Consider the following 14090-nt stretch of genomic DNA (forward strand, 5'->3'; position numbering starts at 1 on the left):
GGCGGCGGGTGGCGGGTGGTCGGGGTCGGTTCGGCGGGAGGAGGGGCGTGATGGCCGCTCAGGTGGTGGTCGGGGCTGCGGCGGCGGGCGTGTGCGGATTGCTCTGCGCTGCGGCGGCCGGGCGGGCACGGCGTATGGCGCGGCGCCGGGGTGCGGTGCTGGGCAGGGCGGTCGGGTCGGAGCTGCGACCACTGCGACCACGTCCCGGCAGGGTCCGGGCGGCGGCACAGCGGCTGCGGGCGGCGGACCGCCACTCGCTTCGGCGGCTGGCGCCCTGGGCGGCGGGCGCGGGAGCCGCACTGCTCGTCGGCGGGATCCCGGGTGCCCTGCTGGGCCCGGTCGCAGGGGTCGCCCTGCATCGCGTACTGCGGCGGATGCCGCCCGCCGGAGCCGGAGCGCCTGCGGCCGACCACCGCCTGGAGGCGCAACTGCCGCTCACCGCCGAACTGCTGGCCGCCTGCCTCGGGGCCGCAGGCGTCCCCTCGGACGCCGCCGAGGCCGTCTCGCGCGCGGTCGGCTCCCCGATGCGGGACCGGCTGGCAGCCGTGGCGGCGGAGCTGCGGCTGGGCGCGGACCCGGCCGACTGCTGGGAGCGGCTGGGCGACGGCTGCCCGGCCCTCGCCCCGCTGGGCCGCTGCCTCGCCCGGGCGGGGACCAGCGGTGCACCGCCCGCCGCCACCCTGGCCCGGCTCGCCGAGGAGCAGCGCGGGGCGGCGACCCGGTCCGCCACCGCACGCACCCGGCGGGCCGGGGTGCTCGCCACGGCCCCGCTGGGGGTGTGCTTCCTGCCGGCCTTCGTACTCATCGGCATCGTGCCCGTCGTCTCCGGGCTTGCCTCCGCCTTCCTGGCTCCGCGCTGAGAACCGTTCCACCCATCACCTGTGAGGAGACCTCCATGGCCATCACCCTCCGACTGTTTCCTCTGGCGCAGCCCCCGGTATTCGGGCTGTGCGGCCCGCGCCTGCGGTGGCTGCCGGACCGGCTCCGGCTGCCGGTCCGGCTGCGCCCGCTCGCGTTGCTGCTCCGTCGTCGGCTCACGGCCGGCCGGGGCCGGGACGCCGGAATGACCACCGCTGAATACGCTGTGGGAACGGTCGCGGCCTGCGGGTTCGCGGCCGTGCTCTACAAGGTGGTGACCAGCGACACGGTCAGTGGCGCAATCACCAAGCTCGTCCAGCGGGCGCTCGATGCGGGCTTCTGAGCGGTTCCGCAGGGGGCGGCGGCGCGGTCGGCCCGGCGTGGGGGAGGCGGGGTACGCCACTGCGGAGACCGCGGTCGCGCTGCCTGCGGTCGTCCTGCTCACCGCGATGCTGGTCTGGGGCGTGCTGGCGGCAGCCGCGCAGATCCGCTGCGTGGACGCCGCCCGGGTGGGGGCCCGGGCGGCGGCCCGTGGTGAGAGCGAGGCTGCGGTGCTGGCCGTCGCCGGGGAGGCGGCCCCGGCCGGAGCGGAGGTCCGCGTGGTGCGCGGCGCCGAGACGGTGCGGGTGGCGGTCGCGGCTCCGTTCAGGGGGCCGGGCGGGCTGGTGCGGGTGCTGTCGGTGCGGGTTGCCGCCGCGGCGGTGGCCGCCCGGGAGGACGTACTGCCGGATCTGCTTCCTGCTCCGCCGCCTGACTCGTCGCCGGGTGCTCCGTTCGGTCCGCCCTTGCCCGGTTCACCGCCCGGTTCACTGCCTGGTTCGCCGCCGGGCGGCCAGGGAGGTCGGCCATGACGCGGATGGCGGACGACCGGGGTTCGGCCACGGTGTGGCTGCTGGCGCTGGCGATGCTGGGGTGCTGCGCCTTCGCGGCCGTACTGGGCCTGGGCTCGGCGGTGGCGGCTCGCCACCGGGCTGAGTCCGCCGCCGACTTGGCGGCGCTGGCCGCCGCCCAGCGGCTGCTGCTGGAACCGGCCGGAGCGTGCGGGCGGGCCGAGCGGATCGCCGCCGCGCACCACGCCCGCCTGGCGGCGTGCGCGATGGGCGACGACGCGGTGGAGGTGCGGGTGGAGGTGCCGGTGCGCGGGCTGCCCGGTTTCTTCCCGCCGGCCGGGGCGCGGGCCCGGGCCGGACCACTCCGGGCCGAGGAGTCCGAACCGGGGACGCCGGCGGCCGTCGAGCCCACCACCTCCGCCGACCGGGACGGCCCCGGCCCCTACCCCGGCTCCGGCCCGGCGTTCCGACCGACCGGGTCAGACGGCGCCCGCGAGCAGCACATCCAGCAGCCGGACGGCCGCCGCCTTGTCCAGCGGGTCGTTGCCGTTGCCGCACTTGGGCGACTGGATACAGGACGGGCAGCCGCGTTCGCACTCGCAGGCGGCGATGGCCTCCCGGGTGGCCGTCAGCCACTCCCCGGCCCGCTGGAAGCCCCGCTCGGCGAAGCCGGCGCCGCCCGAGTGGCCGTCGTACACAAAGACCGTGGGCAGGCCCGTGTCCGGGTGCAGCGGGACCGACACCCCGCCGATGTCCCAGCGGTCGCAGGTGGCGAAGAGCGGCAGCAGTCCGATGGAGGCGTGCTCGGCGGCGTGCGCGGCGCCGGGCAGCTGCTCCGGGGTGATATCGGCCTCGATCAGCTGATCCTCCGTCACCGACCACCACACGGCGCGGGTCCGCAGCGTGCGGGGCGGCAGGTCGAGCCTGGTCTCGCCCAGCACCTCGCCGGTGGCGATCTTCCGCCGCAGAAAGGAGACCACCTGGTTGACGACCTCCACCGAGCCGTAGGTGAGCAGCGCGTCCCCCCACTTCACGGTGGTGTCGGTGCCCAGCACGGTGATCGCGGTGGTGTCCCGGGCAACGGTGGTGTACGGCGGGTTGGCCTCCTCCACGAGGGCCACCGAGCCTTCCAGGTCCAGGTCCCGCACCAGGTAGCTGCGGCCCTGGTGGAGGTGGACGGCGCCGGTGTGGACGGTGGCATGGGAGGCGGCCGCGTCGACCGTGCCCAGCAGCCGCCCGGTGTCCGCCTCGACGATCTGCACCGGAGCCCCGCCGCCGCCCCGAATGTCCACCGCGTCGGCGGCCCGCTCCCGCCGGGTCCAGTACCAGGCGCCACCGGCCCGCCGCCGCAGCAGTCCGCGCCGCTCCAACTGGTGCAGCAGCGGCTCCGCCGAAGGCCCGAACAGTTCCAGGTCGGCCGGTCCGAGCGGCAGCTCCGCCGCCGCCGCGCAGAGGTGCGGGGCCAGCACATGAGGGTTGTCGGGGTCCAGCACGGTGGACTCCACGGGCCGCTGGAAGAGCGCCTCCGGGTGGTGCACCAGATAGGTGTCCAGCGGATCGTCCCGGGCGATCAGCACGGCCAGCGCACCCTGCCCGGCACGCCCGGCGCGGCCCGCCTGCTGCCAGAGGGAGGCCCGGGTGCCCGGGTAGCCGGCCAGCAGCACCGCGTCCAGGCCGGAGACGTCCATCCCCAGCTCCAGCGCGGAGGTGGACGCCACCCCCAGCAGCCGCCCCGAGTGCAGGTCCCGCTCCAGGGCACGCCGCTCCTCGGCCAGATAGCCGCCCCGGTAGGCCGCGACCCGCCCGGGCAGCCGGCGGTCGATCTCGGCCAGCCGCTCCTGGGTCTGGAGCGCCACCACCTCCGCGCCGCGCCGCGAGCGGACGAAGACCACGGTGCGGGTCGCCTCCGTCACCAGGTCGGTGAGCAGGTCGGCGGCCTCGGCGGTGGCGGTGCGGCGTACCGGCGCCCCCTGCTCGCCCACCAGTTCGGTCAGCGGTGGCTCCCAGAGCGCGAAGACCAGGTCCCCGCGCGGCGAGGCGTCATCGGTCACCTCGGCGACCGGCAGCCCGGTCAGCCGGGAGGCGGAGGCACCGGGCTCGGCGGAGGTCGCGGAGGCGAGCAGGAAGACCGGTTCGGCGCCGTAGCGGGCGCAGATCCGCCGCAGCCGGCGCAGCACCTGCGCGACATGCGAGCCGAAGACGCCCCGGTAGGTGTGGCACTCGTCGACCACCACATAGCGGAGCGCCTTGAGGAAGGCGGCCCAGCGGGTGTGGGCGGGCAGGACGGAGCGGTGCAGCATGTCCGGGTTGGTGAGCACATAGGAGGCGTACTGCCTCACCCATTCGCGCTCCTCCACCGGTGTGTCGCCGTCGTAGAGCGCCGCGCGCACCCGGGGCGGCGCGAGTTCGGCGGCGCGGCGGCGCTGGTCGGCGGCGAGCGCCTTGGTGGGGGCGAGGTAGAGCGCGGTGGCGCCGCGTCCGTTGGGCGCCTCGGTGCCGTCCAGCAGCGCGCTGAGGACGGGCGCGAGGTAGCCGAGCGACTTGCCGGACGCCGTTCCGGTGGCGATCACCGTGCTGCGGCCCGCCAGCGCGAGTTCCATCGCCCGCGCCTGGTGGGTCCACGGACGCTCCATGCCGAGCGCCGCCGCGGCCTCGACCACCTCCGTACGGATTCCGGACGGCCAGTCCGCATGGCTGCCTGGCCGGGCGGGCAGGTGCTCCGTATGGGTGAGCCGATCTTGCCGTCCGCGGATGGTGGACAGCCTCTCAAGTACGGCGGCGGGTGGGCGGCTGCTGGGCGGCATAAGGACCCAGTGTGTCACCGTCGTGACGCAGAATCGTCGCAAGGCGTCGTGCTGCCCTGGTCGCAGGTGGTTGAATGCCATCGCGGGTGGCGACCGCCCGTCCCGGGCGGTCGAGATCGCAACGAAGCAAGGCAAGGTGCTGGAGGTTCCGTGGACCTGTCCCTGTCGACCCGTACCGTCGACGACCGCACAGTCGTCGAGGTGGGCGGCGAGATCGATGTGTACACCGCCCCGAAGCTGCGGGAGCAGCTCGTCGAGCTGGTCAACGAGGGTCACTACCACCTGATCGTCGACATGGAAGGCGTGGACTTCCTCGACTCGACCGGTCTGGGTGTCCTCGTCGGTGGCCTGAAGCGCGTCCGCGCGCATGAGGGGTCGCTGCGCCTGGTGTGCAACCAGGAGCGCATTCTGAAGATCTTCCGGATCACCGGCCTCACCAAGGTGTTCCCCATCCACAACACCGTGGACGAGGCCGTCGCGGCGACCGACTGAGCCGACGCGCCCCCGGGGCCGTCCGCACGCGGTGCGGGCGACCCCTGGGGCGCGGCTCACGGCAGCACGGCAACGATCCGAGGGGAAGCCATGGCAACCGTCGAACTCCGTTTCAGTGCGCTCCCCGAGCATGTACGCACCGCGCGGCTGGTGGCCGCCGCGGTCGCACGCCGCGCCGGGGTCGACGAATCCGTCCTGGACGAGGTGAGACTCGCGGTCGGCGAGGCATGTTCGCGGGCCGTCGGGCTGCACCGCCGCTCCGGGGTGGAGGACCCGGTGCGGGTCACCCTGGTGGAGCAGGAGAAGCGGTTCCTCATCGAGGTGGGTGACGGGGTCGGCCATGAGTCGGAGCCCGCCACCCCGGCAGCCGCCGGTGACACCGACGACTCCGCCGAGGACGCGATGGGCCTGGCCGTGATCAGCGGCCTGGTCGACGACCTGGACGTCGGCAGCGACGACATCGGCGGCGTGATCCGGATGAGCTGGCCGGTGGCGGTGCACGAGGTCTCCGTCTGAACCGCCGTCCGCACCGAGCACCGACGACACCGCGTACCGACGACACCGCGTACCGACGACTGACGAGGGGCGCCCCCGGCCGGGGCGCCCTTCGCCGTATGGCAGCCCCCGGGGCCGGAGTCCCGGGGCCGGACTCCCGGGGCCATTGGTCCTGCCGCGGGAAGGCCGCTCGCCCCGTTGGCCGGGAGCAGTCCGTCATTGGAGAATTGCCCGGAGTGGTGGCGAAGTGCTGTTGATGGCAGCGTTGTCGGTGCTGCTGGTCTGTTTTGATCAAGGGTTGGTCCATACAATCCTCGGCATTCGGCCGGTACCGCAGGGTCCGGCCCGATGTGTTGCAACGCCCGCACTGCCGAGCAGTTATGTGCGCACCGCTCAGGTCGCGGCTGTTCCTGCGGTTCTGCCCCGACCTCCTGGCCCACTGCGGCCGGCGGCGCCGATATGCCAGACGTCAAGGAGGACTGATGGCGGGGCTCATCCATACGGCAAGCACGCACGCATCGACCACAACCCTCCATCCACCGCTCGCCGACTCCCCCTCGGGCGTCCAGGCGGTCCTGACCGGCACCAACCTGACCCTGGTGGTCGTGGTCGGTGTGGTCGCCCTCGCGGCCCTGGGTGTCGCGCTGGTCCTGGTCCGCCAGGTACTCGCCCACGACCAGGGCACCGAGTCCATGAAACGGATCGCCGCCGCCGTCCAGGAAGGTGCCAACGCCTATCTGACCCGGCAGATGCGCACCCTCGGCATCTTCGCCGTGGCGGTCTTCTTCCTGCTGATGCTGCTCCCCGCCGACACCGCGAACCAGCGCATCGGCCGCTCGCTGTTCTTCCTGGTGGGAGCGGGCTTCTCGGCCGCCACCGGCTATCTGGGCATGTGGCTGGCGGTACGCAGCAACGTCCGGGTCGCCGCTGCGGCCCGCGCCGCCACCCCCGCCGCGCCCGCGATCAGCCCTACCGAGGGCGGCCCGACCACCGCGCCGGATGTGCGGCTGGTCTCCCACCGGGCCATGCGGATCGCCTTCCGCACCGGCGGCGTGGTCGGCATGTGCACGGTGGGCCTGGGCCTGCTGGGCGCGGCCGGGGTGGTGCTGATCTACCGCGCCGACGCGCCGAGGGTGCTGGAGGGATTCGGCTTCGGCGCCGCGCTGCTGGCGATGTTCATGCGAGTCGGCGGCGGCATCTTCACCAAGGCTGCCGACGTCGGCGCCGACCTGGTCGGCAAGGTGGAGCAGGGCATCCCCGAGGACGACCCGCGCAATGCCGCCACCATCGCCGACAATGTCGGCGACAACGTCGGCGACTGCGCCGGCATGGCGGCCGACCTCTTCGAGTCCTATGCCGTCACCCTGGTGGCCGCACTGATCCTCGGCACGGCCACCTTCGGCGACGACGGCCTCGCCTTCCCCCTGGTCGTCCCGGCGATCGGCGTCATCACGGCGGTGATCGGCATCTTCGCGGTCTCCCCCCGGACCAGGGACCGCAGCGGTATGACCGCGATCAACCGTGGCTTCTTCATCTCGGCGGCGATCTCGCTGCTGCTGGTGGCGGCTGCGGTCTTCGCCTTCCTGCCGTCCAGCTTCGCCGGGCTCGGCCATGTCCCGGCCTCGATCAGCGGCCACAGCGGCGACCCGCGCGTCTTCACCCTCGCCGCGGTCGCCATCGGCATCGTGCTGGCCGCGGTCATCCAGCAGCTCACCGGCTACTTCACCGAGACCACCCGCCGACCGGTACGCGACATCGGGAGGACCTCCCTCACAGGCCCTGCCACTGTCGTGCTCTCCGGTATCTCGGTGGGCCTGGAGTCGGCCGTCTACTCGGCGGTGGTGATCGGTGCCGCCGTCTACGGCGCGTATCTGCTGGCGGGCGGCTCCATCGTGCTGGCCCTCTTCGCGGTGGCGCTGGCCGGCACCGGCCTGCTCACCACCGTGGGCGTGATCGTGGCGATGGACACCTTCGGCCCGGTCTCCGACAACGCGCAGGGCATCGCCGAGATGTCCGGCGATGTGCACGGCGCGGGGGCGCAGGTGCTCACCGAGCTGGACGCGGTGGGCAACACCACCAAGGCCATCACCAAGGGCATCGCCATCGCCACGGCGGTGCTGGCCGCCACCGCGCTCTTCGGGTCCTTCACGGACGCCATCAGCACGGCGGTCGACAAGGTGGGCCCGGCGGCCCACGGCAACACCCTCTCGCTGGACATCGCGCAGCCCAACAACCTGGTGGGGCTGCTGCTGGGGGCGGCGGTGGTCTTCCTCTTCTCCGGTCTGGCGATCAGCGCCGTCTCGCGCTCCGCCGGGTCGGTGGTCTTCGAGGTGCGCCGCCAGTTCCGCGACCACCCCGGGATCATGGACGGCAGCGAGACGCCGGAGTACGGCCGGGTGGTGGACATCTGCACCAAGGACGCGCTGCGCGAGCTGGCCACTCCCGGTCTGCTGGCGGTGCTGGCGCCGATCGCGGTGGGCTTTGCGCTGGGGGTCGGCGCGCTCGGCTCGTTCCTGGCCGGCGCCATCGGCGCGGGCACCCTGATGGCGGTCTTCCTGGCCAACTCCGGAGGTGCCTGGGACAACGCCAAGAAGCTGGTCGAGGACGGCCACCACGGCGGCAAGGGCAGCGACGCCCACGCGGCCACGGTGATCGGCGACACGGTCGGCGACCCCTTCAAGGACACCGCAGGGCCGGCCATCAACCCGCTGCTCAAGGTGATGAACCTGGTCTCGCTGCTGATCGCCCCCGCCATCGTCAGGTTCAGCTTCGGCGCGCACGCCAGCGTGGCCCTGCGGGTCGCGGTGGCGCTGCTGGCGCTGGCCGTGGTGGTGGGCGCGGTGTACATCTCCAAGCGGCGCGGTGTCGCGCGGGGCGATGACGACGGCGACGAGGGCACCGTCACCCGATCAGCGGATCCGGCAGCGGTGCACTGACGTCCCGGGTCGGCTGATCCCCGTCGATCCGCCGACGCCTGTGGTGCCGCCCGGCCGTCCCTGCGGGGTACGGTCGGGCGGCACCACAGGCCCGGGGCGGATCAGGTCCCGATGTCCCGGCGCCGGAAGGCCCACGCCCCCAGTGCCACCAGCACCGCGCAGCCGAGGGCCAGCACCCCCGCGTCGGCCCACTGGAAGCCGTGCTTCAGCGGCTCCCCGCCCGCGTAGTAGTGGAACGGGGAGAGGGCCCGCGTCCAACCGAGGCGAATCTGCGGGCCGAAGGCGTTCAGCGCATAGGACACCACGCCCACTGCGGCGGTGACACCGAAGACCAGCCCCCGCCGCCCGACGAAGCAGCCGATGCACACCGCCAGGGCGCCGAAGAAGGCGCCCAGCAGCGCCAGCCCCAGGCACTGGGCGGCGAATTCGGCGGCCGAGACGGTGGTCAGCTCGGCCGGGCTGCGGATCGCCAGCATCATCAGCAGCACCGCGGCGGCGATGGCGGCCGAACCGGTGGCCAGCGCGCCGTACCGGTGCAGCACCAGCCGCACCCGGCCCATCGGGTGGGCCAGCAGCAGGTCCAGGAAGCCGGACTCCTCGTCGCCCGCGATGGCCCGGGCGCCGGTGGCCGCCCCATGGAAGAGCACCAGCAGCGGGATCACCACGCCGAACGGTGTGGAGCCCAGGTAGCCGGCGGCGGAGGAGAGGTCCTCCATGTTGAACGCCTGCTTGAGTCCGTCCGGGAGGCTGTCGGTGAGGTCACCCATGGCGCCGCCGACCTGCGGGTAGAAGCTCGCGTACATCGCCCCGGCCAGCGCGGTGCCCACCGTCCAGCCGATCAGCGGGCGGCGGCCGTCGCGCAGCGTCTGGCTCCACAGGGTGCGGGGCAGCCGGCTCTGCGGAGGGGGCTCAGGCGGCCTGGACTCAGGCGGCAGGGTCTCAGGCGGCGACGCGGTCGTCATGGCCAGCTCCGTTCCGGTAGTACGTGAAGAAGAGCTCCTCCAGGTCGGGCTCCTCGCACAGCAGCCCGGTGACGGTGTACCGGGCCGCCGTCTTGACCAGCGCGTCCGGGCTGCCGGCGATCCGGCAGCGCAGCCGGGAGCCGTCCACCTCGACCTCGGTGACGCCGGGCAGCCGGCGGAACTCCTCGGCCGGTGCCGGGCCGTCGAAGTGCAGCTCCACGGTCCGCACCGCGCGCTCGCGCAGCGCCGCCACGGTGTCCACGGTGACCAGCCGCCCCTCGCGGATGATCGCCACCCGGTCGGCGACCGCCTGCACCTCGCTCATCACATGCGAAGACATGAAGACGGTGCGGCCGTCCGCGCGGGCCTCCCGGACCAGGTCCAGGAAGACGTGCTGGACCAGCGGGTCCAGGCCGGACGTGGGCTCGTCCAGGATCAGCAGCTCCGGCTGGTGCATGAACGCCTGCACCAGGCCGACCTTCTGCCGGTTGCCCTTGGAGAGCGACCGGATGCGCGGCGCCGGCTCCAGGCCCAGCCGCTCCGCCAGCGCGTCGATCCGGCGCTCCGGTACGCCACCGCGCAGCGCCGCCAGGAAGGTCAGGCACTCACGTACGGTCTGCCGGCCGTCGACGGTGAAGTCGCCTGCGAGGTAGCCGATCCGCCGGTGCAGCTCCACCGCGTCGCCGCGCGGGTCGAGACCCAGGACGGTCGCCCGGCCGCCGCTGGGGCGGATCAGGTCCAGCAGCAGGCGGATGGTGGTGGACTTGCCCGCGCCGTTGGGGCCCAGGTAGCCGAACACCTCACCGCGTTCGACATCCAGGGTGAGGTCGACCAGGCCGCGTCGGCGGCCGTAGGTCTTTGCCAGCTTCTCCAGCTGGATCGCCTTGTCCATAGCAGAGAGGCTACTGAACCTTCAGTAATACGTGAAGCTTCAGAAGCGTTAAGATTCGCTATGCGGCGGCATCCAGCAGGAGGAGGGCATCCCATGGCCGATACATCCGCGACCGCCGAGCGGCTCGCGCTGGTCCTGACCCAGGCCGGAATGCAGCGGATGGCCGCCCGGGTGATGTGCGCCCTGCTCTACACCGACCAGGAGACCACCACCGCCGGTGAACTCTGCGAACAGCTCGGGGCGAGCGCGGGGGCGGTGTCGGGCGCCCTCAAGTCGCTGGTCTCGCTCGACCTGGCGGAGCGGGTCCCGGCCCCCGGCGACCGGCGCGACCACTACCGGCTGCGCCCGGACGGCTGGGCGGTCATGTCGTCCAGTCAGAACCGCCTGCTGGACGTCATGGTGCAGGCGGCGGAGGAGGGCATCCAGGCGGCCGGTGAGGAGAGCGTCGCGGGCCTCAGGCTGCGCGAGATGCGCGACTTCTACGCCTATATGCAGCGCGAGCTGCCGGCCCTGATCGACCGCTGGCATGAGCAGCGCGGGATGCGCTGAACCTCACATATCCGGAGGATCGGGCTTCGGGGCCGTCATGGGCCTCGCCCTGCCGTGTAGGTTCCCAGGCGGTGCACCACGACCGACCGTCAAGCCGAAGGGACCACTCCGGTGAAGATCAAGCTGCTGGCGCTGCCCGCTGCGGGCGCCCTCCTCGCCCTCGGTGCCACGGCGTGCAGTGACAACACCGCGCAGCTGGAGTCCTGGGCCAAGGCCGTCTGCGATGCCGCCAAGAACCCCATCTCGCAGGCCAATGCCGCACTCGCCGACACCGGCCGGGTCAAGCAGGGCGAGAGCCCCGACCAGCTGCGCAAGCGGCTCTCCGGTGACATCGCCGTCCTGGGGCAGGCCAACCGGCAGATCGCGGCGGCGGTGGACGCGGCCGGAGCGCCGAAGATCGACAACGGTTCGGGGTTGCAGCAGCAGGCCGTGGACGAGCTGGGCAGGGCCGCCGCCGGATACCAGGAGGTCCAGAAGAAGGTGGACGCGCTGCCGACCGGCGACCAGGCCAAGTTCGCCGACGGGCTGAAGAGCGTCGGGGACCAGGTGCAGCAGTTGGCTCAGCTCTCCAGCTCGGCCATCGCCAAGGTGCAGACCGGCGATCTGGGCCAGGCCATCGCCAAGCAGCCCGGCTGCAAGACGGCTGCGGGCGACTCCGCCTCCGCGCCTGCCTCCGGGCCCGCCGCCTCGGCACCCGAGTCGCAGCCCGCTGCGTCGTCGTCGGCGTCGTCCGGGTCGCCCTCGGCGCCCGCGTCGGCGTCGCCCAAGGCGTCGGCCTCGGCTCCCAAGGACTGAGCCGGGCCGCGCCGGGTGCGAGCGCCCGGCGCGCGGGCGGGGAGAATGGGCGCGTGACGACAAGCACCGCCCCCGCCGACCCGTACCTCCCGGCCCTCGACCGCGACCGCATCGCCCGCCTGCGGGAGGCGCTGCTGGCCGCCGACTTCACCGCCGACGGCTGCCTGGAACTGCTCGGCGCCACCGCGTACGCCGCGCTGGCACGCAGCGAGACGGTGCCCGCGCTGCGGGCCACCCGGGGCACCAGCCCGCTGGAGACCCTGGTCCGGCTCTTCCTGCTGCGGCAGCCGGTGCCGTACGAGCGCGCCGCAGCGGCCCTGCCCGCCGCAGACTGCCTGGCCGACGGCTGGTTGCGGCAGGACGGCGGCGAGGTGCGCGCCACGGTGGATGTCCGCCCGTACGCCAACGAGGTGGCCGGAGCCGAGAGCGCCGACGCCTGGGTGGTCTCCGACCTCGGATGCGCGGTCGGCGGCGCGGGCGGCATCGGAGCGGCCGGTGCCGCCTCGGGCGTGGCCCGCCGGGACCTGGTGCTGGGCGTCGGCGGGGCGTCCACCACGCTCGCCGGGATCACGGTCCGCCGACCGGTGCGCGAGACCCTGGACCTGGGCGCCGGCTCCGGGGTGCAGGCGCTGCACGCCGCCCGCCACTCCGGCCGGGTCACCGCCACCGACGTCAACCCCCGGGCGCTGCACTTCACCCGGCTGACGGTGGCGCTCTCCGGCTTCGGCAATGTCGAGACGGCGCAGGGCAGTCTCTTCGAGCCGGTCGGGGAGCGGCGCTTCGACCTGGTCGTCTCCAACCCGCCGTTTGTGATCTCGCCCACCGGGCGGTTCACCTACCGGGACGGCGGTATGCCCGGCGACGAGCTCTGCCGGCGGCTGGTGCGGGAGGCGGCGGACCATCTGGCGCCCGGCGGCTACTGCCAGTTGCTCGCCAACTGGCAGCACATCCGCGGCGAGGACTGGCATGAGCGGCTGGCCGAGTGGGTCGCCGGTACCGGCCTGGACGCCTGGGTGGTGCAGCGGGAGGTCCAGGATGTCGCCCAGTACGCGGAGTTGTGGCTGCGCGACGCGGGGGACCACCGGGCCGCCGCCGAGGCCACCGAGGCCACCGAGGCCGCCGGGAGCGGCTATGACGCCCGCTACGACGAGTGGCTGGACGCCTTCGAGTCCGCCAAGGTCGAGGGGATCGGCTTCGGCTGGATCACCCTGCGGGCGTCCGGCGCCGAGCAGCCCGCCGTCCATGTGGAGGAGTGGCCGCACCCGGTGGAGCAGCCGCTCGGCCCGCATATCGAGCGGTGGTTCGCCCGCCAGGGCTTCCTGCGGACCCGCGACGACGCGGTACTGCTGGCCGCCCACTACCGGCTGGCGCCGGAGGTGGTGCAGGAGCAGGTCGGTGCGCCGGGCGCGGAGGACCCCGAGCATGTGATCCTCCGTCAGAACCGTGGCATGCGGCGGGCAACCAAGGTGGACACGGTCGGCGCGGGCTTCGCCGGAGTCTGCGACGGCACGCTGGCCGCCGGCGACATCGTGGATGCCATCGCCCGGCTGCTGGGCGAGGACCGGGTGATGCTCCGCGACCGCGTCCCGCAGTCGCTGCGGCTGCTGGTGGAGCAGGGCTTCATCGAGCCTGTCGAGCCCGTCGGCCCGGTCGGCTGATCCGGCCGCGCGCGACTGTCCACAGCCTGTGGACAGTCCGCCGTAGGGGCCGTCCGGTCCACCCTTTTGTCGCCGTCTCTTCGCCCGCCGTACCCGCCGGGTCGGTGCCGCGTTGACCTGCCACCGGGATGCTCGGCACGGCAGCCGATCCGCAGCGGATCGGCCGCGGCGAGCGACACGGCGAGCGATGCGGCAGCGGGGGAGGGGCGGACGGGTGGAGGCACCGGCGGCGGTCACGGCGGGGGCAGTGTTCGCGCTCTTCGGCGGCGCGCTGCTGTGCTGGTGCGCCGCCGAGGTACGCCTGCGCCGGTATCTGCGCCACCACGGGGTCCCGGCGGTCGCCCGGGTGGTCGCCGACAGCCACGCCGCCGAGACCGACGACCCCACGCCCGCGCTGGCGTACAGCACCGCCGACCGCGCCGAGTCGCTGGTCTCCCGGCCGCGCGGGCACACCCCGCTGAGCAGGCCCGCCCGGCTCTCCCCGGGCACCCTGGTGCAGATCTGCTACGACCCCCGGCGCCCCGCACGGATGGCCCTGGCGGACGGCCTGCGTACGGCGCCCAGCGACGCTTTCTGGACGATTCTCGGCGTCGGCAGCCTCGCCGTCGGCCTGGCCGTGCTCCTCTCCGCCGTCGGCCGCTGAACCGGAGCGCAGACCGCAGCGCAGACCGCAGCGCAGTCCGGAGCGCACCGCAGCACCCGCAGCGCCGCGTCGAACCCGAGTGCCGAGAAAGTCTCCCGGGCCCGGCCGAGGCCCCCCGTTACGTAAAGGGCATGCCAAGAAACCGGTCCCGCCCCCGCTCAGGAGGTGGTCCGCGC

13 protein-coding genes and 1 pseudogene are annotated in these 14090 nt (G+C 73.7%); 11 read left to right on the plus strand and 3 right to left on the minus strand.

Annotation, left to right across the window (positions count from 1 at the left end; genetic code table 11):
- Positions 1-50 precede the first annotated feature (50 nt).
- The 4 genes and pseudogenes from C7M71_RS16760 to C7M71_RS16775 form a co-directional block, all read left to right on the plus strand.
- Complete coding sequence (locus C7M71_RS16760) at positions 51-860, plus strand: type II secretion system F family protein (protein WP_114914398.1); 810 nt, start codon at positions 51-53, stop codon at positions 858-860.
- 35 nt (positions 861-895) lie between these two features.
- Positions 896-1201, plus strand: a complete 306-nt coding sequence (locus tag C7M71_RS16765; RefSeq protein ID WP_111491303.1) for a DUF4244 domain-containing protein — start codon at positions 896-898, stop codon at positions 1199-1201.
- Positions 1188-1709, plus strand: a complete 522-nt coding sequence (locus tag C7M71_RS16770; protein ID WP_322975170.1) for a TadE family type IV pilus minor pilin — start codon at positions 1188-1190, stop codon at positions 1707-1709. The genes C7M71_RS16765 and C7M71_RS16770 overlap by 14 nt, the downstream gene beginning before the upstream one ends.
- A 5-nt stretch (positions 1710-1714) precedes the next feature.
- Positions 1715-2038 (plus strand): annotated as a pseudogene (locus C7M71_RS16775) (Rv3654c family TadE-like protein); the annotation flags it as partial.
- A 129-nt stretch (positions 2039-2167) separates the two neighbouring features.
- Here the strand turns inward: C7M71_RS16775 and C7M71_RS16780 are convergent.
- A complete protein-coding gene (locus C7M71_RS16780; RefSeq protein ID WP_111491313.1) occupies positions 2168-4573 on the minus strand; it encodes a DEAD/DEAH box helicase in 2406 nt (801 codons plus the stop codon).
- Between the two features lie 69 nt (positions 4574-4642).
- Here C7M71_RS16780 and C7M71_RS16785 point away from each other — a divergent pair, with 69 nt between their 5' ends.
- From C7M71_RS16785 to C7M71_RS16795, 3 genes are all read left to right on the plus strand, one after another.
- Positions 4643-4984 (plus strand): STAS domain-containing protein, encoded by a 342-nt coding sequence (locus C7M71_RS16785; RefSeq protein ID WP_055586761.1) that lies wholly within the window; start codon positions 4643-4645, stop codon positions 4982-4984.
- A 90-nt stretch (positions 4985-5074) separates the two neighbouring features.
- Positions 5075-5500: an ATP-binding protein gene (locus C7M71_RS16790; RefSeq protein ID WP_111491304.1), complete on the plus strand. Its 426-nt coding sequence runs from the start codon at positions 5075-5077 to the stop codon at positions 5498-5500.
- A gap of 461 nt (positions 5501-5961) precedes the next feature.
- Positions 5962-8415 (plus strand): sodium-translocating pyrophosphatase, encoded by a 2454-nt coding sequence (locus tag C7M71_RS16795; protein ID WP_111491305.1) that lies wholly within the window; start codon positions 5962-5964, stop codon positions 8413-8415.
- A 101-nt stretch (positions 8416-8516) separates the two neighbouring features.
- Here C7M71_RS16795 and C7M71_RS16800 read toward each other — a convergent pair whose 3' ends face one another.
- Together C7M71_RS16800 and C7M71_RS16805 are read right to left on the minus strand one after the other, a co-directional pair.
- On the minus strand, positions 8517-9377 hold the full coding sequence (locus tag C7M71_RS16800; protein WP_229758771.1) for an ABC transporter permease subunit: 861 nt from the start codon (positions 9375-9377) through the stop codon (positions 8517-8519).
- Positions 9355-10269, minus strand: a complete 915-nt coding sequence (locus tag C7M71_RS16805) for an ABC transporter ATP-binding protein (protein ID WP_111491306.1) — start codon at positions 10267-10269, stop codon at positions 9355-9357. Before C7M71_RS16805 ends, C7M71_RS16800 begins: the two co-directional genes overlap by 23 nt.
- Positions 10270-10362: 93 nt before the next feature.
- On the opposite strand from C7M71_RS16805, the gene C7M71_RS16810 reads away from it, so the two are divergent.
- The 4 genes from C7M71_RS16810 (at position 10363) to C7M71_RS16825 (ending at position 13914) form a co-directional block, all read left to right on the plus strand.
- Positions 10363-10818 (plus strand): GbsR/MarR family transcriptional regulator, encoded by a 456-nt coding sequence (locus C7M71_RS16810; RefSeq protein WP_111491307.1) that lies wholly within the window; start codon positions 10363-10365, stop codon positions 10816-10818.
- A gap of 111 nt (positions 10819-10929) precedes the next feature.
- Complete coding sequence (locus C7M71_RS16815; RefSeq protein WP_111491308.1) at positions 10930-11613, plus strand: hypothetical protein; 684 nt, start codon at positions 10930-10932, stop codon at positions 11611-11613.
- Between the two features lie 53 nt (positions 11614-11666).
- Positions 11667-13271 carry a DUF7059 domain-containing protein gene (locus C7M71_RS16820; protein ID WP_111491309.1) on the plus strand — a complete coding sequence of 535 codons (1605 nt, stop codon included), beginning with the start codon at positions 11667-11669 and terminating at the stop codon, positions 13269-13271.
- Between the two features lie 214 nt (positions 13272-13485).
- Positions 13486-13914 (plus strand): DUF3592 domain-containing protein, encoded by a 429-nt coding sequence (locus tag C7M71_RS16825; protein ID WP_111491310.1) that lies wholly within the window; start codon positions 13486-13488, stop codon positions 13912-13914.
- Positions 13915-14090: the final 176 nt, after the last annotated feature.

The organism is Peterkaempfera bronchialis, from assembly GCF_003258605.2.
In the GTDB taxonomy this organism is placed as follows: domain Bacteria; phylum Actinomycetota; class Actinomycetes; order Streptomycetales; family Streptomycetaceae; genus Peterkaempfera; species Peterkaempfera bronchialis.